This is a genomic window from Bacillus sp. SH7-1 (assembly GCF_008042405.1).
Taxonomy (GTDB): domain Bacteria; phylum Bacillota; class Bacilli; order Bacillales; family Bacillaceae_G; genus Bacillus_A; species Bacillus_A thuringiensis_N.
The window spans coordinates 63,345-82,477 of the sequence record NZ_QNUD01000017.1 but is presented as its reverse complement, the minus strand read 5'-3'; the positions used below and the strand labels follow the sequence as shown (position 1 = coordinate 82,477).

Below are 19,133 nucleotides of genomic sequence, written 5' to 3'. Positions count from 1 at the left end.
TTCGATCTCTCCCTTTTCTCATTTTATAGTGCTGCGTTTACATCTAATCTTTCTTTTATCGAATAATTCGTTTTTAACCAATGCGAAATATTTTCAATATCTGTTGAGAATATGCGGTCATTTGTAATAGAAGGCACTTGCTGACGACCTTGATGGTAGAAGCTCTTCGTCACTGTACTCATGTTTTCAATACCACGATATTCTGCTGCTTGCATCGCACAAATCATCTCAATTGAAAGAACACGTCTTACATTTTGAATAATTTGATGCGCATGGCGTGAAGCGATTGTTCCCATACTTACGTGATCTTCTTGGTTAGCTGATGACGGAATTGAATCAACACTCGCCGGATGTGCTAACGTTTTATTTTCAGAAACAAGTGACGCAGCTGCGTATTGCATAATCATTGCACCAGACTGTAGTCCTGGTTCTGGACTTAAAAATGGTGGCAAATCATTTAACTGCGGATTTACTAAACGCTCAATACGACGCTCTGAAATATTTGCAAGTTCCGCCATCCCTACTTTTAAGAAGTCCATCGCAAACGCAATCGGTTGACCGTGGAAATTACCACCTGAAATTACTTTTTCCCCGCCATCAAAGATTAGCGGATTATCTGTTGCTGCATTCATTTCAATTTCTAATTTTTCTTTCACATAATTTAATACTTGCCAAGATGCACCGTGCACTTGCGGGATACAGCGAAGTGAATACGCATCCTGTACACGTAGTTCCCCTTGCTTTGTTGTTAATTTACTATCATGAAGAATTTCACGAATTCTGCTCGCTACTTCCACTTGCTCTTTATAACCACGTGCTTTATGAACATTTTCATCAAATGCATCAATAATGCCTTGTAATCCTTCAATTGTCATCGAAGCAATGAATTCAGCTTGATAAGCCGTTGCTTCTGCTTCTATATAAGAAAGAACTCCTTGCGCTGTCATCGCCTGCGTACCATTGATTAATGCAAGCCCTTCTTTCGCTTCAAGTTCAATCGGTTCAAGACCTTCTTCTGTAAGAGCAACCATCGCATGAACGCGTTTCCCCTTATAGAACACTTCACCTTCGCCTAATAATACGAGCGCAAGATGAGATAAAGGCGCTAAATCGCCACTCGCACCAAGTGAACCTTGTTGCGGAACGACTGGATGAATTTTACGATTTACAAATTCAAGAAGCATATTTACAACAAGCGGTCTAACGCCAGATACTCCTTTAAGCATCGTGTTCGCTCGTAAAATTAACATACCGCGTGATACTTCTTCAGGAAATGGATCGCCTATCCCGCATGCATGTGACTGAATTAAATTGTGTTGAAGCGCCTTTGCATCATCTTTTTGAATAAGCACGTCACTAAACTTTCCAAATCCAGTTGTAATACCGTAAACGACTTTTCCATCCTCTACAATTTTCTCAACTACTTCGCGGCACTCTGCCACCTTTTGCATACTAGTTGGACAAGCTATTACACCTTCCCCTTCGAGTAACAACCTCTTCATTTCTTCAATTGTCAATGTGTGTCCTGTTAACGTAATCATTCTTTTTTCCTCCTTAAAAAGGCAAAAGGGGACCTTATCTTTTTAAGACAGACTTCTGTCCTAAAAAAAGTAAGGCCCCCTTCTAACTAATAGACTATGGGCAAATCATATGTGATTAATTCCTAAACCAATCGCCTCATGCTCAGATCCTTTTACAGGTGCACCAATCGTTCCATATAATGCAACAGCAACCCATTCGCCTTCTTTTTTTCCGTCGTATGGTGTACCGCGCACAATCGCAAAACGAAGTCCTACTGTACGAAGAACGTCTGCTAACTGAATTTGACCTCTCGTCACTCCGTACAAAGCTTCCATAATTGCATGATAAAGTGCATGTGTTTCTCTGTAAACGTCTGTTTCAATAACTTGGTTGCTCTTAGCCGCTGTTTCCATTGCTGCGACAACCTTTTGCGAATTCATCGAACCCACTTTCCCCGTACAATACTTCCAACCTTTTGGGATAGATAATACAGGGCTTTCATTCTCATCCGCAAGTGCCAACAGCATGGCCATACGACCAATTCGATGTGTTCCTTGAAGAAGCATGTGACTCTCTCATTTCTTTTAATTATTTGAATATTTCTTAATTTAAGAATATATGAAAACGGTTAAATCGTCAATAGTTTAAACTCACATTCAAACAATTTTTTCATCTCCTCCATTTGTGTACACAAATTATTTACACAAATTTTCCAGGCATGCTATAGTCTCACTAACAGATGCAAAGGGGCTAGATTTCAATGACAAAGCGAAAAGATATTCATTTTCGAATTGAAGAAAAATTACTTGAAAGGTTTGAATCTGCACTCCATTACGAAGGTTTAAAGAAAACCGACGTATTAACACATGCAATTCAGCAATTTTGCACGAAGGTGGAATGTGAAAAAATGAATGATGTAAAACGCCAATACAACGTAAGTAATCATTTACAAACACGTATCGATACGCATAAACATTACGAAGAAAAACAAGTGAATTTAGATAAAGTCGTCCTGGAACATTTACAACTTCAAGGAGACGAAAAAATATTAGAGGTTGGGTGCGCTAATGGGAATTTTCTTTCCGTTTTACAAACTAGCGGTCATAAAGGACAACTAACCGGCTTTGACCAATCGAAAGCGATGCTTTCTGAAGCTGAAATAAAGAATAACTTAATTGAATGGAGACTAGGTGATGCTGCTAAACTCCCTTTCGAAGTTAATTGCTATGACTGGATCGTCGCAAGACATATGTTATATCACATGAAAGATGTCGAACAAACAATTCAAGGATTCCATAAAGTAATTCGTCCCGGTGGCTCACTTTTAGCTACAACAAATTCTAGCGTTACATTACCTCGTATAGTTGAAATGTGTAACCGCATGTTAGACGCATTTGATTTGCCGAAAACAACATCATCAGTCACTCCATTTTGTTTAGAAAATGGTAAAGAGATATTACACTCTGTGTTTCTAGCTGTTGAAGAAACCATTATTCATAATGCACTCGTTTTCCATCACGCTACTCCGATTGTAAACTATATTTCTAGCATGTTTCCGTCGCTAAATATACCTGATAATACACATCTTCACGCCGAAATGAAGGAATGGCTAAAAGAAGAAGTAGAAAATGAATTGTCACTTCATAACGGTATATGGCGTGATCCGAAAACGTTAGCCATTTATCGATGTCAAAAAGAAAAAAGCTAGCATTTGCTAGCTTTTATACATTCTCAGGCAAAAGCTCCTCCATCATCACATTCCCCTTACCACTGTAAAAATTCACATTATGTTCGTTCGCTATCCCAAAATAAGAGGCAATCGCTATTCCAAATGGTACAAATGCATGCCCCTGTGCGGTAATAATATTTGAATGTTGCACAACTTGTTCATACACAAAATTTTCTACTGGAAAACAATCCAATTTTTTATAATCCATAGTCACTGTATACGATATTCCTTTGAATAAGCCTGCTTTTGCTAGCGCATACGGTCCAGCACAAATTGCTGCCACTAATTTTTCTTGTTCATAAAATTGATGAATGATTGAAAAAAGAGCTTTTGCATCTTTCAACTGTACTTCTTCTCCACCTGGAATAAGTATCCCCTCATACTCATCTACACGTACTTCACTTAATTCCATATGTGGCTTCACTTGCAACCCCGTTTCACTTATAACCAATTCCTTAGTTAAACCCACTGTAATGATTTCATACTTCTTTTTCAGCAATGCCGTTGCTACCGTTATCTCAAACTCCGCAAATGTTGGATATACAAATAAAAGTATTTTTTCATAGCCCTTTCTCCCTTAACCATTCCATAAAATATGCTTCTAACTCGTTCACTGTTAATCTATTTGTATCCGCATAAGTTACAGAAAATTGTTTATACCATTCTTTTTCAGTTTCTACTAATTTAAATTGCTCCTCAAATGTACTTCGATTTCTTGTCCTATCATTATTTTTTCTATTATATACATTCTTTTTCGTAACATCTAAGTAAAAAATCGCATCCGAACGGCATTCTCTTAATTTATATAATTCATCTTTTAATTCAGTTTCTATATCCCACTCTTCCCCTATAATCGTTGGGTAAAAAAGTGTATAGAACTCAATATCTTCTGGTCCACGATCAAAAATTACAACTGAATCTTTCACATTTCGAAACTCCTTTATTTTTGCTTCCATAAACATTTTTTGATTTAGAATAAACCCTTCTTTTGACTTCATATCCAATTTTAATTGTTTTCGCTTTTCTACAATTGGATAAGGATTTTCATATATAACTGAAAGCCCGCATCGTTCTAATCTTTTAGCCAATGTAGTTTTTCCGCTTGCCATCGGTCTTTGGAGTGAAATTATATATGCCATCCCTCTCATTCCCTTGCACTTTAGTACACTTATAATATACAGAATCTTGAAAACTATCAACAAAATATATATCATCTTGTTTCTTATTCTTATGTAACTTATAATAAAAAATAGAGATTATGACGGACGCATCAATAATGTAAGCTTGGAAATCCAAGCTTACATTATTTTTTGCTTTCCCTTTTCTAATAAAAAGAGTATACTAAACTAGAACGTATGTTCTTAATGATTACATACAGTAAGGAGATAGAACAATGGTATACGACACAAAAGCAATTTCTTGGAATGAGTCTTTAAAACAACTCCAACGCCGCTATACAAACAAACAAGTTGACCGAAAAGAATTTGAGGATATTGAACTGATGGAATTCTTCCGCGATAACGACTACATTTCTTTACCTACACATATAAGCGGCCTATCAACAGCACGTTTTACTTCTTACTCTATTTTCACAACTGAAGATAAAGATCGTAAAGTTGGCACACTTATTATTGAGTATATTGAAGACGATAATAATAATTTATGTGTTGAACAACTATACTTCGTTTAAATGAGAACGCTTGGTCAAAATGACCAAGCGTTCTTGCTTTCTATGAATCTCACTGTTTATAATATGAATAAAAGAAAACCGCAATCATTAAGGGGGGATACGCTTGCTCGAAGGATGGTTCAGTTGGTTTATTGTGCTATGGACTGTTATTTTACTGGGACTTATGTCTATTGGTGGATACTTTATGTTCAGAAAATTTTTAAAACGATTACCAAAAGAAGATGGTATGTCTATTTTAGATTGGGAAGAGCACTATATTAATAAAACGAGGCATTTATGGGATGACGAACAAAAACAATTGTTAGAAGAGCTCGTAAGTCCTGTTCCAGAACTGTTTCGCGATGTCGCTAAATCAAAAATTGCTGGCAAAATCGGAGAACTTGCATTACAAGAAAAAGCCTCTCAAATTACACAAGATTTAATTATTAAAGGGTATATTATCGCTACACCGAAACGTGATCATAAATTTTTAGTAAAAAAACTACAAGAAAAAGAAATTGATTATTCAAATTATAAAACTTTATTAGCAAAATAATCTTCATTTTTCAAACAAGTTAACCGCAAGACTAAACAATTTATAGGTTGAAATTGGAACAAAAAATTATTAATAATATCAATAAAAAAACAGCGTCTTTGACGCTGTTTTTTCTGTACAGATATATACTTCACGTTAATTTCATATCTTTTTCATTATAAAAACCATCTTCTTTTTCCATTTCCTTCTGTAATTTCGTAAAGGAACGGTACATTGCAATTCTCCATGACACTATCATCGCGAACGCGAGTAAGAAGAACATGCCGCTAAGTTGCCCTAAATCAAGGGATTGACTTAAGTATGTTTTGAATACAATCCGCACGACAAGTAATCCAATTAATATAAAAACAAATGCTTTTGAACGCTTCAAATAAATCTCTTGTCCTCTAATTTCAAATTTAGATGTTTTAATAAGAAAAATAGAGAAAAACAAACCAACGCCAATTGCTTCTAACATTTCTGCTGGAGTTAATCGAAATTCAGGAAAAACATACATCAATGCTCCCGTACTCATAAAAAATGGTGGAAGTATAATTTTTTTCAATGTTGCAGGTTTCTTAGCTGCTTTTAAACGAATAAACATCGCACCAACAGCCATACAAACAGCAACGATACTGGATAAAACAACTATGTTCATATTTTCTCATCCTTTTTTGTGGCTATATGCAAAATATACTTTCATTATATGCTTTTCCGTTAGTATTTCCAACAGTTTCACAGAATAATACTAAAAACCGGTAAAACCACCAAATAAACTTGAGAAATATACGATAATTTTCGTCATCCAGTTAAAGTATAAGAAGATACCCATGATAATCATAACGTATCCCCCGATTTTCATGAATTTCATACTATTTCTTTTAATCCAAGACATTTTCGTAATAAAGAATGATAATACGAAGAACGGGATAGCGAATCCAAGTATGTATGCGATCATATAAATCATTGCTGATTCTGGATTTGTTGCCGCTAATCCGATTACAGACACTAAAATAGGTCCTGTACAAGGCGTCCATCCTGCAGCAAATGCTAAACCAATTAAAACAGATCCAAAATAACCACTCGGACGATTTTTAAACGTAAATTTACGGTCTTGCATTAAAAACTTCGGCTTAAACACACCGACAATAATAAGACCGAACACGATGATAAATACACCACCTAACTGTCTAATTAAATCTTTATAATTTGTAAAGATGCCTCCAATAAAGCTTGTACCAAATCCAATTGCAATAAATATAATTGAAAATCCAAGTAAGAAAAACGCTGTATGTATCATACTTCTTTTGCGAAGCATTGCATTTTCTTCTTTCAACTCAGAAACCGACATACCTGTTATGTACGATAAAAATGCCGGATACAGCGGTAAGCAACATGGGGAAATAAATGATAAAAACCCGGCGCCAAACGCTAAAAAAATACTAATATCTTGCATTATTCCACTCCTCTCCTTACATATTGTAGCAAAAACACGTAAAAATACTATGAACAATTCGTGAAATCACTTTTCCAACGTGGCAATAAGAAAAACCACCCTTTCACTCACTTTCTAAAAAAACGTTTTCATTTCCTTCTATTATATAGAAAAATCTCAATTAAATTATAAAACTCCTCTAATTGTTATTAACATAACAAAGGTAACATAGTTTCTCAAATGATTAGCATGTTACTAGTATGTATCTATATACATATTGATTAAAAAAATATTTTTTTCAAATGCTGTCTTTATACAATACAAACCTGATTTTACAATACTTCTATTATTACTAATTTCAAGATTATGCATAAATATCATACTTTTATTATTATTCTATAAAATGTCACACTTTTCTTTTATTTGACCCTTTATTTTTAATTTTGTATACTTCCCTCTAGTTATATATGTCCGTTATGGAACAATTTCATATAGATGGGAGGAATTTTTTATGCTTCGTTATTCTCTTTTAGTTTTATTAGGAGCGTGTAGTTATGGGATTTTAGCTATTTTCGTTAAACTTGCATATGCAGAAGGATTTTCACTTGGAGAGGTAATTGGCAGCCAATATATGTTCGGTTGGATTATTTTGCTTGCTATTACACTTCTATTTTCTAGACATCGTGTTCCATTAAAACAAGCGTTAATTTTATTCGTTGCAGGAACATCTGCAAGCTTCACTGGCATTTTTTATTATGCATCATTAAAAACTGTACCAGCATCTATTGCAATTATACTTTTATTCCAATTCGTTTGGGTCGGAATTATTATTGAAGCAGTCTCAACAAAAACATTACCTTCAAGAGAAAAAGTTATTTCCGTTATTTTCTTACTTGCAGGTACATTTTTATCAAGTGGTTTACTAGAAAAATCAGCAGGTGATTTCGATACGACTGGAATCATACTAGGTTTATTATCTGCTGTTACATTTGCAACATACATTTTTGTGAGCGGAAAAGTTGCTGTTGAAGTACCTTCATTACCACGTGGTGTTCTCTTAATGGCTGGCGCTTTAACTTTAGTAATGATCGTATTCCCTCCAACATTTATTTTTAACGGCGCAATTTCTGAAGGACTTTGGAAATACGGTTTAGGTTTAGGAACATTTAGTATCGTTATTCCTTCTATCGCCTTTACAATTGGTATTCCAAAGATTGGTTCTGGCTTAGCGACTATTCTTGGCGCTGCGGAACTACCAGTTACAACAATTATGTCTGTATTCGTTTTAAAAGAAGCTGTACTATCTTCACAATGGTTCGGTGTATCACTTATTTTAATTGGGATTGCAATCCCGCAAATTGCTTATGCAATGCGTGGACGTTATCGTAAACATCATACACACAAAAAATTGGCAGCATAAACGAGAGAGGATTTTCATTTGAGAATCCTCTCTTTTATTATTGTATACTTAATGTAAATACTTTATTTAAGAAAGAGGTCATTCTAAGTGGCAACCAATCTAAAGCAATTAACTGAGACGCTGATTTCTATTCGTCGAAATTTACATGAGCATCCCGAATTATCATACGAAGAATTTGAAACGACGAAGGCTATAAAAAATTGGTTAGAGGAAAAAAACATCACGATTATAAATTCTAGTTTAGAAACAGGCGTTATTGCTGAGATTTCGGGGAATAATAGCGGACCGCTTATAGCAATCCGTGCTGATATTGATGCCCTTCCTATCCAAGAGGAAACAAATTTGCCGTACGCTTCAAAAATTCACGGTAAAATGCATGCTTGTGGGCACGATTTTCATACAGCTTCTATTATAGGGGCCGCTTATTTATTAAAGGAGAAAGAAGCTTCTCTTAGCGGAACTGTACGCTTTATATTCCAGCCAGCTGAAGAAAGTAGCAATGGTGCTTGCAAAGTCATTGAAGCCGGACATTTACATGGCGTGCAAGCTATTTTCGGTATGCATAATAAACCTGATTTACCAGTAGGTACAATCGGTATTAAAGATGGTCCACTGATGGCCGGAGTTGATCGATTTGAAATTGAAATTCACGGAGTTGGTACACATGCAGCTGTACCAGACGCTGGGGTAGATCCTATTGTCGCGTCCTCTCAAATTGTTATGGCACTCCAAACAATTGTAAGCCGAAATATAAGTTCTTCTCATAATGCCGTTGTTAGCGTTACAAACATCCATTCAGGAAATACGTGGAACGTTATTCCTGAAAAAGCTACGTTGGAAGGAACGGTTCGCACTTTCCAAGCAGAAACACGCGAAAAGATTCCTGCTCTAATGAAACGTATTATTCATGGGATTTCTGATGCATTAGGTGTAAAAACAGAATTTCGTTTTTATCCAGGTCCTCCTGCCGTTCATAACGATACATCTCTAACAAACTTATCGATTCAAGTTGCCGAACAAATGAATTTAAATATCATCTCCCCTACCCCGTCAATGGCCGGAGAAGATTTTTCTTTTTATCAACAAGAAATACCTGGTTCATTTGTCTTTATGGGAACGAGTGGTACACATGAATGGCATCATCCAGCTTTCACAGTAGACGAGCGGGCATTATCTATAAGTGCAGAATACTTCGCTTTGTTAGCTGAAAAAGCACTTAAACAATTTGCATATAAAAGGAGCCGTTAAGACATACTTAACGGCCCCTTTTATTAGGTTAAATCACGTTTTAAAAATACTGTATAAGAAATGCTTAAAAATACAAATAAATACAGTAATAACATACATGAAGCAAACGGGAATGTTACTCCATCAATAAAACTTCCATTCTTTGAAATACTATATAAATCTGTGTTTGCTGGCAATAAATATTTCGCCCAATCATATCTAGTTGCTGCTAGTAATGCAATGTTTCCTGATAAAGCAAGAAATAGTGAAATACCAATCGCGCCTCCGCTAGATCTTGTTAGCACAGAAATCATAAATGCAAACGCTGCATACACAATCGTCGGCAACCACGATAAAATATAATACTTACTAGCTTCTACAAAAATATTTTGTTTTATAATATTTCCATCTCGGAAAATAAATTCGCTCCATGCAGGCTGCTGGAATTTATATATAACTAGTCCACATAAAGTGGAGAAAATCATATTAAATATAAACAATAACGCTGCAAATATCACGATTGCTAAAAATTTAGCTGTCAAAATTTTAAAGCGACTTGCTGGTCGTATCGTTAAAAATTTATATGTTCCCCAGCTATATTCATTCGCAAAAATTGTACTTGCATACACAAGGATAAACGGGAGCAATATTGGAAATACGATAAAACCTGTATCTCTCATGAAAGAAAGCGGAGAACTGCTTGCCGGCGCTGTATCTGTATCTAAATGCTTCATCTTAAGTTGATATTCATTTACAAGCTCGTCTCCAGATCGTTCTGCTAAAATAGCTTCTTTTTTCATGCCTAGCTTTTTCTCTATTTCTACAGTTCGTTCTGTATAATCGGCTTTCCATCCTTTTGTTTCCGGTTCTAAATACTTGACCGTAACCCACCCTAATCCAATTATTAATACTGCAATAACTGCAAATGGAATAATCGTTCGCTTTCGCTTAAATATTTTATACAGTTCGTTATATACTAAATTAAACAATATCTTTTCCCCCTGTTAATTCTAAAAATTGCTCTTCTAACGTCTTTCTTTCTTCATATACACGATAAACTTGAATATTTTTCTCAAGCAATGTACGAATAACATTTGGGATTTCTTCATCTTTTACATTAATAAGTAGATCATTACCTTTTATCAAAACATCTTGTTTTAACATTTCTGCCGCTTTATTCGCATCATCTACACGTATACGGATTGTCTCCAACTCTTCGCTTTGATTATGCTGAATATTTTGCGTCGCCACATATTCTCCGTGCTGAATAATGATAACTCTGTCACACATTAATTCAACTTCTGAAAGTAAATGACTAGATACAAGTACCGCTTTCCCTTGTTCATGTGCAATTTTCTTTATGTACATTCTCATTTCATGTATTCCACTAGGATCTAATCCATTCGTTGGTTCATCTAATATCAATACATCTGGGTCATGAATAAGCGCTTGAGCAATTCCTAAACGTTGTCTCATGCCGAGTGAATATGCTTTTACTTTGCGATCAATTACTTGTCCCATCCCTAATAATTTCACTACTTCATCGATACGTTCTTCTGTCACATTACCATTCATTCGTCCGAAATATGTTAAATTTTCATAGCCGCTCAAAAAAGGATAAAATTCCGGTGTCTCGATTACTGCCCCAATTTTCGCAGCAGTACTTTCAAATTGCTGTTGGACAGATTGACCGTCAATCCAAACTTCGCCCTCTGTCATACGAATCATGCCGACCATCATTCTCATTAAAGTCGTTTTTCCAGCACCATTTGGTCCGAGCAAACCAACTACTTCACCTTTTTTAACTTCGAAACTAATATTTTCTACAAGTGTCTTTGAACCGATTCGCTTCGTTAACCGCTCAACCTTTACAATTGATTGTTCATTTGTCATGCTATACAACCTTTCCTTCCCATTCTTTGTCAGGTCTTTACACTGTAACATGATTGTTTTTATGTGTAAAATAGAAAAAGGCATGATTTCTCATGCCTTTTTCTTGAAATGAAACGAACTTTTATCTCGTAAACTTTGAAGAAATCGAAAACATTGCAGCATCGATAATAGGAAGACAACGATCATAATTATACTAACAACTACTATTGCAAATATTGTAATCGGTGCACTATTTATCCCGTGTATTCCTGCTATTTTCATAAAGATAATCGTAAATAATTTCAAAAATAACATCCCATTAACTAATCCAAAAACAAACGCTGCTCCATAAATAAATAATTGCTCCTGGCACAATAAACATAGTACATCATTTCTCTTCCTATTCTCTGCTACATAAAATTTAATTTCCTCTTTCCTCGCTTGCAGAAGAGAACACGTTATTTTATATGTATTAAAAATACATATAAAAATGAATACACTAAACAGCGTGTAAAAGCACATTTGAAATAAAAGTGTAGTCCCTAATTCCCCAATAGCTCCTTTATTACACTGGAGCGATATCATAAAAAATAAAATCATAGTACTTATAGCAATCCACATAAATTGCTTCATCCTTTTGGCAGCAAATGTTCTTATATTTTTTCTCACTAACCGACATAAAGACATACATTCTTTCCCCTACCTTACTTCATAACAAACTCATTCTATACTACTAGTGTATAAAAATATGACATTATTAACATCGCACTACAATCGGAGTTTTTTCTAAGTCTTTAGTCCTAGAAAACAAAATGGTAAAAAAATCATATTTAGAATATAATTGTAAAAAGAGGAGGTATTGCATGCGTATAAAATTACTAGCAATCTTGTCTTTATTATTTCTTACAAGTTGTAGTCCACTAAAAACCAATGAAGTTTCCATTGTTAAGCCATACAAATTAACAAAAGAACAATCTGCTATTTTACAAATGACTCCTTTTCAAGAAGGTAATAGCATGTTTTATAGTGTTACGCTTAAAAATGAGAAAGATGAAATAAACGCTACGATTGATTATTATCAAAACGGTAAAAAAACAAACGAAATTGCTAATATAACTTCCTCACATTTTTCAAAAAAGAAAGTAAAGCTTTCTTTTTTACCACCACATTTCCAACTCGATAAAGATGTACAAAAGCAAAAACATTGGTATGTTAATATTGAAGGTAGTTCAATGCTCGTTCCTGAAGAATTGCCTCCAAGTGTAAACAGCTCTGCATCTACTACGATTCAATCTGCTATAAACTTAAAATACAATCAAAAAACGCCTTTAGCCGCTATAATAAAAACAAATAAAGAAACCATAAGAGTGCCAATACTTGAAGAAAAAACCGCTATTGATCAACTATTACAAGAAAATGAACATGTTTATCTCTTTAGTATAGAGCTAAAAAAGCACAATAAAGCGGAAATGCGATTCAGTGCATTTCCGCTTCGTTTTTTAATGAGGTGGACTTTTAAACAAATTAATTAATCTCATCCTCAACTTCTATTCTTTTCTTCTCTCTTGCGATCTTTAAAAACTCTAAAAGCTCTGGATTGCTGTTCATTTTTTTATAAGCCACTGACATTTCTGCAACAAAATTAGAATCATATAGCTCTTTATATACAACTTCTGTTTTATATAATTTATTTGCCGATACGGGTATTACTGTAATTCCAATCCCTGCTGCTACAAGTCCCATAACTGTTTGATATTCCGTTGCTTCTTGCACAATACGCGGGCTAAATCCAACTTCTCTACAAAGGGATAAAATTGTATCATACAAAGCTGGCCATACTGGTCTCGTAATAAATACAAACGGTTCATCCCGTAAATCTTCTATATGTATTTCATCTTTCTCTGCAAGTGGATGAGCCTTCGGTAAACATAACGTACAAGATAGTTTTTGAATTGGCTCTAATTCTAATAATTGTGTTGGGATTGGTGGACGCAAAAAACCAATATCAATACGATTATCATGAAGTGCATGCACTTGATCTGGCGTAGATAATTCATGTAATGCAACAGACACTCTCGGAAATTTCTTTCTATACTCCCTTACGATAGATGGTAAAATATCATATATCGCCGCACCTACAAAACCAATTGAAAGTGAGCCCACTTCTCCCCTTTGGGCACTTTGTGCAATCTCTACCGCTTTTTCAATTTGTTCGAACGCTTTTTTTACTTCTTTCAAAAACATTTCTCCAGCTTCTGTTAATTCAACCTTTCTCTTCGTTCTTGAAAATAACATAACTCCCATTTCTTTTTCTAATTGCTGAATTTGTTGACTAAGCGGTGGTTGTGTCATTTGTAAACGAGCAGCTGCTCGTCCAAAGTGTAACTCCTCTGCCACTACAACAAAATATTGCAAATGCCGTAATTCCATTTTGGACACCCTTTTCCATTTCAATTAATACGTCTAATATATTAATAACATATAATTTATATATTAGACAAATTTTTCGAATGAACGTATAGTAGAATTTGTTAATTCTTTTTTACAATTTTTATGTAAAAAAAGAAAGAGGTGGTTACTGTATGAAATGGTGGAAATTAAGCGGACAAATTTTACTATTATTTTGTTTCGCTTGGACAGGTGAATGGATTGCAAAACAGGCACACCTCCCAGTTCCAGGAAGTATTATCGGTATTTTTTTATTGTTAATTTCATTAAAATTTAACCTAGTGAAAAAAGAGTGGATACAGGACGGTGCAGACTTTTTATTAAAAGAACTTATTTTATTTTTCATCCCTTCTGCAGTCGCTGTCATACGCTACAAAGATACACTATCACAATATGGAATCGATCTCATCTTAATTATTATGATTAGTACACTTTGTGTCACTCTCGTTACAGGACTCTTAACAGAATTGCTACTAAAGCGGAAAGGATCCGTGCAATGATTGGCTTTCTTTGTTTACTATTAACACTATTCACATATTGGATATCGAAGAAAATGTATCAACGCTGGAATTGGAGCTTACTTTCTCCTCTTCTCGTCTGTCCTATTATTTTAATCGCTTTATTACTCGGACTAGACACATCTTATGAAACATATGAAACAGGTGGTCAATGGTTAACAGAATTATTAAAACCTGCAACAGTTGCTTTTGCATGGCCAATCTATAAATACTTTGATTTACTCAAGAAACATGGAATGGCTATCTTACTTAACGTCATTGTCGGTTCGTTTTTATCCGTTATTACTTCAGCATTACTAGCAAATTATTTTCAGATTGATTCAACACTAGAACATAGTTTAGCACCTCATATTGTAACGACGCCAATTGCAATGGCCATTTCAGAAATGATTGGTGGTATGTCACAATTAACAGCGGTATTTGTTGTTTTAACTGCGTTAACAGGAGCATTGCTTGGCCCTTCTCTTATCCGTATTTGCCGTATTAAAACAGCAATTGCAAAAGGTATTATGTTAGGAACAAGCGCAAATGGAACCGGTACATCAAAAGCATTTGAAATCGGTCCTGTAGAAGGAACTATCGCCAGTTTATCCATGCTTTTAACAGCAGGAGCTAGTTTAGTTATCGTTCCGCTTTTCTTATCGTGGATACATTAAAAAAGCAAGTGTCTAAACACTCGCTTTTTTATTTATGTATTTATTTAAAATCTCATAATCCTCCGGGAAAGATAGCGTTAATTCCTTCATTTCATCTATCCCCTTCCAAGCAATTTCATGTATTAACTCATCAGGATCTTGGATTTTCATACTACCGCCTACTTTTTTTACGACATAATAATGAACGTATACAGGCACCCCGTATGTAATACCTTCTTTTTCATATATTTTACTTATAACTTCCACACTATAACCTGTTTCCTCCCAAACTTCTCGGATACAGCATTCCTCTAGTGTTTCTCCTTTTTCATGTCCTCCACTTGGGATAGACCACCTTTTTTCTTCTCCCTTTTGTCCTTGCAATACCATTAAGATTTCATTTCTTTCATTTACACATATAGCTGCTGCACCTATCCATCTCTCCATGTACATCCCTCCCCTACAAAAATTCGCCTTCTTTACTATTTTCTCCTTGAAAAAAGAGGAAAAAAGTAAACTAATGACGAAAAATCACATTAACTTCATAGACAATCCCTTCTTAGAAATTAAAAACGGAAGGATGAAAATATGATTTCTAAATATGTTGTGGAATGTGTCTTTTGTGAAGAAAATCGAAAACCTCGCCAAGCTATCGTCACGGTTCCTGCCACTACTCAGCTACTAGCCATTGAAAAAGTGCGTGCAGAATGTAAACATCGTTTCGGAAAAGCTTTATTATTACAAACAGAAATTAAAGAAGAAATAGTTTTTGAACAAAAAGAAAGCTGACCATAAATTGGTCAGCTTTCATATCCGATCATATTTTCACATGAAGATTAGGGGCATCCTCTTTAAGGATCGGGATTTTCCCATTATGTACGTTCCATAATGGTCATCGAACAATATATTTCTATGCAATTAAATATTGAATAGAATAGGGCAAAACTTGTTCGCATTTTTAGAAAAGGGATAGGGATATAATTCAAGTAGTACTTCGAATACTCGAACTTTACACTCATTATATTAAAGCAAATCCTTTTATATGGGAAATATGAATTACTTACATAATTCATTCGTAAAACATATTAGTTTGCTATATTATTTTCACTCTATCAATAACATACATCCCGCTAAAACTGGTGTCATAATCATTGAAAGCTTCAAAAGCATACGTGGTGCATAATTTGTAAACTTCGCCCCCATATACGCTCCTAACATCGTCCCAATTAATACTTGCAATAACAATATATAATCTAGGTACCCTTCTGAACTATATCCCAGCCCACCTCCAATCGCAATCGGCAATATAACAAGCATCGTTGTTCCCACAGATTGTTGAATCGTTAATCCTAATAGAACCATTAATCCAAGTTGAATAAATGGTGCGGAACCAATCCCAAATGAACCAGCCATAATTCCAGTGACTAATCCAAGGCATATACATTTCATTATGTTTTCTTTCGAAAAATCTTTAATTTCTGCTAAAAGTAATTCTTCCCTATTTTGAAACTTAATTAATTTAATACACATAAAAATTGCAGATAAAAATAACATCCCAGCTGTAAACCAATGAAGAAGATGCGGTGGTATAAGTGAACCAATTTTTGAACCGATATAAGAACCCAGTGCTCCACATCCACCAACAATCCCACCTATAGTAAATACAACATTTCCTTCGCGATAATGACTTATAACCCCAGATAATGTCGTAAATGCCATGGCAGTTAAAGACGTTGCAAGCGCAACGTGAATAGGAATGTGGAATACTAAAGTGAGTATTGCGATAATAAAACCAGCTCCCCCTGCTCCAACAAATCCTAATAAAACTCCCATTACTAACATCGTTATAATAATTGCCACAAACTCTCCCTCCAGTAATCCAATTATCCACCATATTCTTCCTTGCATACAAATAAAAAGCACCCTGGACGGATGCTTTTCGTACTTTTCAAAATTGATAATATGTACTTAATCTTGATTAATCAAAATAACAGCGGGGCCAGCAACTACTACTCCAGCTACTTCTATCTTTTCAAATTCCTTTACTGTAATAGATATAACGCCTTCTCTTTCCATCAATTCTTTACTCAGGACATCAGTCGGTATTGCTTTCACCGTCTTACCTCCTTTTCATTTATACAATATGATAAAGTGAAACTTTAATCAGTAGAGATTCGGTCCATTTCACACTGATTATAATTAGGCTGTTCGTTAATACGCATTAAAAATAACCCAACGCATCTATATATATGCATCACCTCCGCTTTCATTCCTTATTCCACTCAAAACCTTCACTCCCTTCCGTAACATATTGAAAAATAAAAAAGCACTCGCCAAAGCGAATGCTATTTCATTATTTACTCTCTATTACTTTTAACATTCTATTAATAAATGCTGCCGATTCCCCACGCGTTGCAGAACCTTTCGGCATAAATTCATTATTATCATTTCCTTTTACAATACCTAATCCATAAACACGTTGTACAGCTTGTTTATCATATGCTAAATCTTGATCCGAGAATGGTAGCGGAGCTAAGTTACCTTTAATTTTTTTATATTGCAGTGCACGGTCAATCATAATAACAGCTTCATCTCGTTTAATCGTATCATTTGGAGCAAATATACCATTTCCTCTACCACTTATTATTCCGGCACTTGCTGCACGATTAATACCATCTATTAGCGATGGATGTGCTGTATTTAAATCATTAAAATTCGATGTTCCTTCAGGCAACTGCAATGATCTTGAAATGAAGTTCGCAAATTCACCACGTGTTACGAGACGTTCTGGCCAATAAGAACCTTTTCCATCCCCAACCATAATGCCAAGTTTATCTAATTCACGAATGTCTGCTTCGTACCAGCCACCCGTTATATCATCTTTATGATTCGCATCATAATAAACTTTTGTTCCTTGTAAGAATGGTTCCCACGCATTGTTTTTAATCATAATAGCAGGACAATTTTTACCACTCCAAAATTGATGCTTCTTCACATTTTCTAAAGGAATATTTAATTCCCCCATTAAATAAGCTGCTAGTTTACGAGCATTTTCAACAGCTTTATTATAATCACCATCTTCGTTTACAGCAATTTCAATCGCAATTGATTCTCGATTTCCAGTTCCTTCTGCTCCATCACCTGCATGCCAAGCATTTTCGTTTAATGGAAGGTGTTGATAAATCTCTTTATCGTCTACCGTAAAATGCCAAGACGCTGAACGATCTTCCGTTCCCGTTGCTTGGTTATATAAATATAGCGCATGGTTTCTAGCATTTGCCCCAACACTGTAATTATCTGTCTCATGAATCGTAATATACTTCGGATTCATCGCATAACCTGGACGAATATTTTCATTTCCTTTCGGTACAATCATTTCTTTTAAAGGTACACCATAAATATCTGTTGTTTTCTCTTCTAATGGTGCAGCATACATAACTGCTGCACGTTTTGTACGTGTTGGTGCTGCGTCTTGAATAAGCGACGCTTTTGTTCCTTCAAATTTTGCTGAAGGTGAATGAATCCATTTTATCTCATTATTTATTTTTACTTGGAACCATTCTCCCGCCTGTCCAATTGCTTGAATAGTTTGTGGCTCCAGTACATTTTCTTCTTTGTATGATGCAAATGGTTCAGAGTATGTAGAGGTTTCTTCATTTACAACTAACTTTTCACTTAATAACGAATGAATTTCTTTAACTTCTACATTCCCCTCACTATTTTGTATCCATCCAGCTCCAGATGAAGTTTGAACATAGTAAGCGTTTCCTTTTCTCTTCTCAGCTTTTACGACTTGATTCGAAATACGAATCCCTGTCTCTTTTTGAAAATTACTAGAATCGTATAAAGGTACTTCTTTAACTATATGTACAAGAAACTCACCTTGCACTTCATTTCTTGCTCCTTGATCTTCTCCTCGCCCATCTTCATCTTTCATATGGTTTTCAATACTTTTTAAAGCTTGTTCCTCAGGAGAAACTGTAACAGTTTTTTCAAGCTCACTAGCATAGGAATAATTTGGAATCGTTACCATACTAAATACAATTGATGCAGCTAAAACATTATAAAATCCTTTTTTCATCATAATACTTAACACGCATATAATTAAATTCGTGTTAAATTTC

General features: G+C 35.0%; 22 protein-coding genes and 2 pseudogenes. 9 read left to right on the top strand and 15 right to left on the bottom strand.

From position 1 onward, the window contains the following. Positions 1 to 23: 23 nt before the first annotated feature. Positions 24 to 1,541, bottom strand: a complete 1,518-nt coding sequence (gene hutH, locus DN390_RS16345; protein ID WP_147807829.1) for a histidine ammonia-lyase — start codon at positions 1,539 to 1,541, stop codon at positions 24 to 26. A gap of 105 nt (positions 1,542 to 1,646) precedes the next feature. Next, positions 1,647 to 2,087, bottom strand: a complete 441-nt coding sequence (gene hutP / locus DN390_RS16340) for a hut operon transcriptional regulator HutP (protein WP_000926516.1) — start codon at positions 2,085 to 2,087, stop codon at positions 1,647 to 1,649. Positions 2,088 to 2,281: 194 nt separating this feature from the next. On the opposite strand from hutP, the gene DN390_RS16335 reads away from it, so the two are divergent. Further along, the gene (locus DN390_RS16335; RefSeq protein ID WP_147807828.1) at positions 2,282 to 3,229 is read left to right on the top strand and encodes a class I SAM-dependent methyltransferase; all 948 of its coding nucleotides are present in this window, start codon (positions 2,282 to 2,284) and stop codon (positions 3,227 to 3,229) included. Between the two features lie 13 nt (positions 3,230 to 3,242). Here DN390_RS16335 and DN390_RS16330 read toward each other — a convergent pair whose 3' ends face one another. Both DN390_RS16330 and DN390_RS16325 read right to left on the bottom strand, forming a co-directional pair. Beyond that, positions 3,243 to 3,806, bottom strand: a complete 564-nt coding sequence (locus tag DN390_RS16330; protein WP_147807827.1) for a DJ-1/PfpI family protein — start codon at positions 3,804 to 3,806, stop codon at positions 3,243 to 3,245. A 4-nt stretch (positions 3,807 to 3,810) separates the two neighbouring features. Beyond that, on the bottom strand, positions 3,811 to 4,398 hold the full coding sequence (locus tag DN390_RS16325; RefSeq protein WP_147807826.1) for an AAA family ATPase: 588 nt from the start codon (positions 4,396 to 4,398) through the stop codon (positions 3,811 to 3,813). Positions 4,399 to 4,643: 245 nt separating this feature from the next. On the opposite strand from DN390_RS16325, the gene DN390_RS16315 reads away from it, so the two are divergent. Continuing rightward, on the top strand, positions 4,644 to 4,940 hold the full coding sequence (locus tag DN390_RS16315) for a hypothetical protein (protein WP_070806699.1): 297 nt from the start codon (positions 4,644 to 4,646) through the stop codon (positions 4,938 to 4,940). Positions 4,941 to 5,043: 103 nt separating this feature from the next. Beyond that, on the top strand, positions 5,044 to 5,475 hold the full coding sequence (locus DN390_RS16310; protein ID WP_000889382.1) for a DUF2621 domain-containing protein: 432 nt from the start codon (positions 5,044 to 5,046) through the stop codon (positions 5,473 to 5,475). Positions 5,476 to 5,605: 130 nt separating this feature from the next. Here the strand turns inward: DN390_RS16310 and DN390_RS16305 are convergent, their stop codons facing one another. The 3 genes and pseudogenes from DN390_RS16305 to DN390_RS31645 form a co-directional block, all read right to left on the bottom strand. After that, a complete protein-coding gene (locus DN390_RS16305; protein ID WP_001028639.1) occupies positions 5,606 to 6,112 on the bottom strand; it encodes a CcdC family protein in 507 nt (168 codons plus the stop codon). Positions 6,113 to 6,202: 90 nt separating this feature from the next. Continuing rightward, positions 6,203 to 6,910 (bottom strand): cytochrome c-type biogenesis protein CcdA, encoded by a 708-nt coding sequence (gene ccdA / locus DN390_RS16300; RefSeq protein WP_147807824.1) that lies wholly within the window; start codon positions 6,908 to 6,910, stop codon positions 6,203 to 6,205. A 16-nt stretch (positions 6,911 to 6,926) separates the two neighbouring features. Next, positions 6,927 to 7,070, bottom strand: a pseudogene (locus DN390_RS31645) (peptidase T). 330 nt (positions 7,071 to 7,400) lie between these two features. Here DN390_RS31645 and DN390_RS16290 point away from each other — a divergent pair. Beyond that, entirely contained in the window at positions 7,401 to 8,309 is a 909-nt protein-coding gene (locus DN390_RS16290; RefSeq protein ID WP_060631865.1) for an EamA family transporter, read from the top strand. Between the two features lie 87 nt (positions 8,310 to 8,396). Next, the gene (locus tag DN390_RS16285) at positions 8,397 to 9,557 is read left to right on the top strand and encodes a M20 peptidase aminoacylase family protein (protein WP_147807823.1); all 1,161 of its coding nucleotides are present in this window, start codon (positions 8,397 to 8,399) and stop codon (positions 9,555 to 9,557) included. Positions 9,558 to 9,580: 23 nt separating this feature from the next. Here DN390_RS16285 and DN390_RS16280 read toward each other — a convergent pair whose 3' ends face one another. The 3 genes from DN390_RS16280 to DN390_RS16270 form a co-directional block, all read right to left on the bottom strand. After that, positions 9,581 to 10,525 carry an ABC transporter permease gene (locus DN390_RS16280; RefSeq protein ID WP_087967212.1) on the bottom strand — a complete coding sequence of 315 codons (945 nt, stop codon included), beginning with the start codon at positions 10,523 to 10,525 and terminating at the stop codon, positions 9,581 to 9,583. Beyond that, positions 10,518 to 11,429 carry an ABC transporter ATP-binding protein gene (locus DN390_RS16275; RefSeq protein ID WP_147807822.1) on the bottom strand — a complete coding sequence of 304 codons (912 nt, stop codon included), beginning with the start codon at positions 11,427 to 11,429 and terminating at the stop codon, positions 10,518 to 10,520. Before DN390_RS16275 ends, DN390_RS16280 begins: the two co-directional genes overlap by 8 nt. 90 nt (positions 11,430 to 11,519) lie before the next feature. After that, entirely contained in the window at positions 11,520 to 12,095 is a 576-nt protein-coding gene (locus DN390_RS16270) for an FtsX-like permease family protein (RefSeq protein WP_147807821.1), read from the bottom strand. A 176-nt stretch (positions 12,096 to 12,271) separates the two neighbouring features. On the opposite strand from DN390_RS16270, the pseudogene DN390_RS16265 reads away from it, so the two are divergent. Continuing rightward, positions 12,272 to 12,862 (top strand): annotated as a pseudogene (locus tag DN390_RS16265) (histidine kinase); the annotation flags it as partial. Positions 12,863 to 12,932: 70 nt separating this feature from the next. Here DN390_RS16265 and alsR read toward each other — a convergent pair. Beyond that, a complete protein-coding gene (gene alsR / locus DN390_RS16260) occupies positions 12,933 to 13,838 on the bottom strand; it encodes an acetoin biosynthesis transcriptional regulator AlsR (RefSeq protein WP_000423226.1) in 906 nt (301 codons plus the stop codon). Between the two features lie 152 nt (positions 13,839 to 13,990). Here alsR and DN390_RS16255 point away from each other — a divergent pair, with 152 nt between their 5' ends. Further along, the gene (locus DN390_RS16255; RefSeq protein ID WP_000872364.1) at positions 13,991 to 14,356 is read left to right on the top strand and encodes a CidA/LrgA family holin-like protein; all 366 of its coding nucleotides are present in this window, start codon (positions 13,991 to 13,993) and stop codon (positions 14,354 to 14,356) included. Continuing rightward, entirely contained in the window at positions 14,353 to 15,030 is a 678-nt protein-coding gene (locus DN390_RS16250) for an LrgB family protein (protein ID WP_147807819.1), read from the top strand. The genes DN390_RS16255 and DN390_RS16250 overlap by 4 nt, the downstream gene beginning before the upstream one ends. Before the next feature lie 12 nt (positions 15,031 to 15,042). Here the strand turns inward: DN390_RS16250 and DN390_RS16245 are convergent, their stop codons facing one another. Then, complete coding sequence (locus DN390_RS16245; RefSeq protein ID WP_147807818.1) at positions 15,043 to 15,456, bottom strand: NUDIX hydrolase; 414 nt, start codon at positions 15,454 to 15,456, stop codon at positions 15,043 to 15,045. 141 nt (positions 15,457 to 15,597) lie between these two features. Between DN390_RS16245 and DN390_RS16240 the strand changes: the two genes are divergently transcribed. After that, the gene (locus tag DN390_RS16240; RefSeq protein WP_147807817.1) at positions 15,598 to 15,798 is read left to right on the top strand and encodes a DUF3903 domain-containing protein; all 201 of its coding nucleotides are present in this window, start codon (positions 15,598 to 15,600) and stop codon (positions 15,796 to 15,798) included. Between the two features lie 315 nt (positions 15,799 to 16,113). Here DN390_RS16240 and DN390_RS16235 read toward each other — a convergent pair whose 3' ends face one another. The 3 genes from DN390_RS16235 to DN390_RS16225 all read right to left on the bottom strand — a co-directional run bounded on the left by DN390_RS16235 (position 16,114) and on the right by DN390_RS16225 (position 19,090). Next, complete coding sequence (locus DN390_RS16235) at positions 16,114 to 16,917, bottom strand: sulfite exporter TauE/SafE family protein (protein ID WP_147807816.1); 804 nt, start codon at positions 16,915 to 16,917, stop codon at positions 16,114 to 16,116. Positions 16,918 to 16,977: 60 nt separating this feature from the next. After that, on the bottom strand, positions 16,978 to 17,124 hold the full coding sequence (locus DN390_RS16230) for a BC1881 family protein (protein ID WP_000644411.1): 147 nt from the start codon (positions 17,122 to 17,124) through the stop codon (positions 16,978 to 16,980). A 238-nt stretch (positions 17,125 to 17,362) separates the two neighbouring features. Further along, positions 17,363 to 19,090: an S-layer homology domain-containing protein gene (locus tag DN390_RS16225; protein WP_147807866.1), complete on the bottom strand. Its 1,728-nt coding sequence runs from the start codon at positions 19,088 to 19,090 to the stop codon at positions 17,363 to 17,365. Between the last annotated feature and the right edge of the window lie 43 nt (positions 19,091 to 19,133).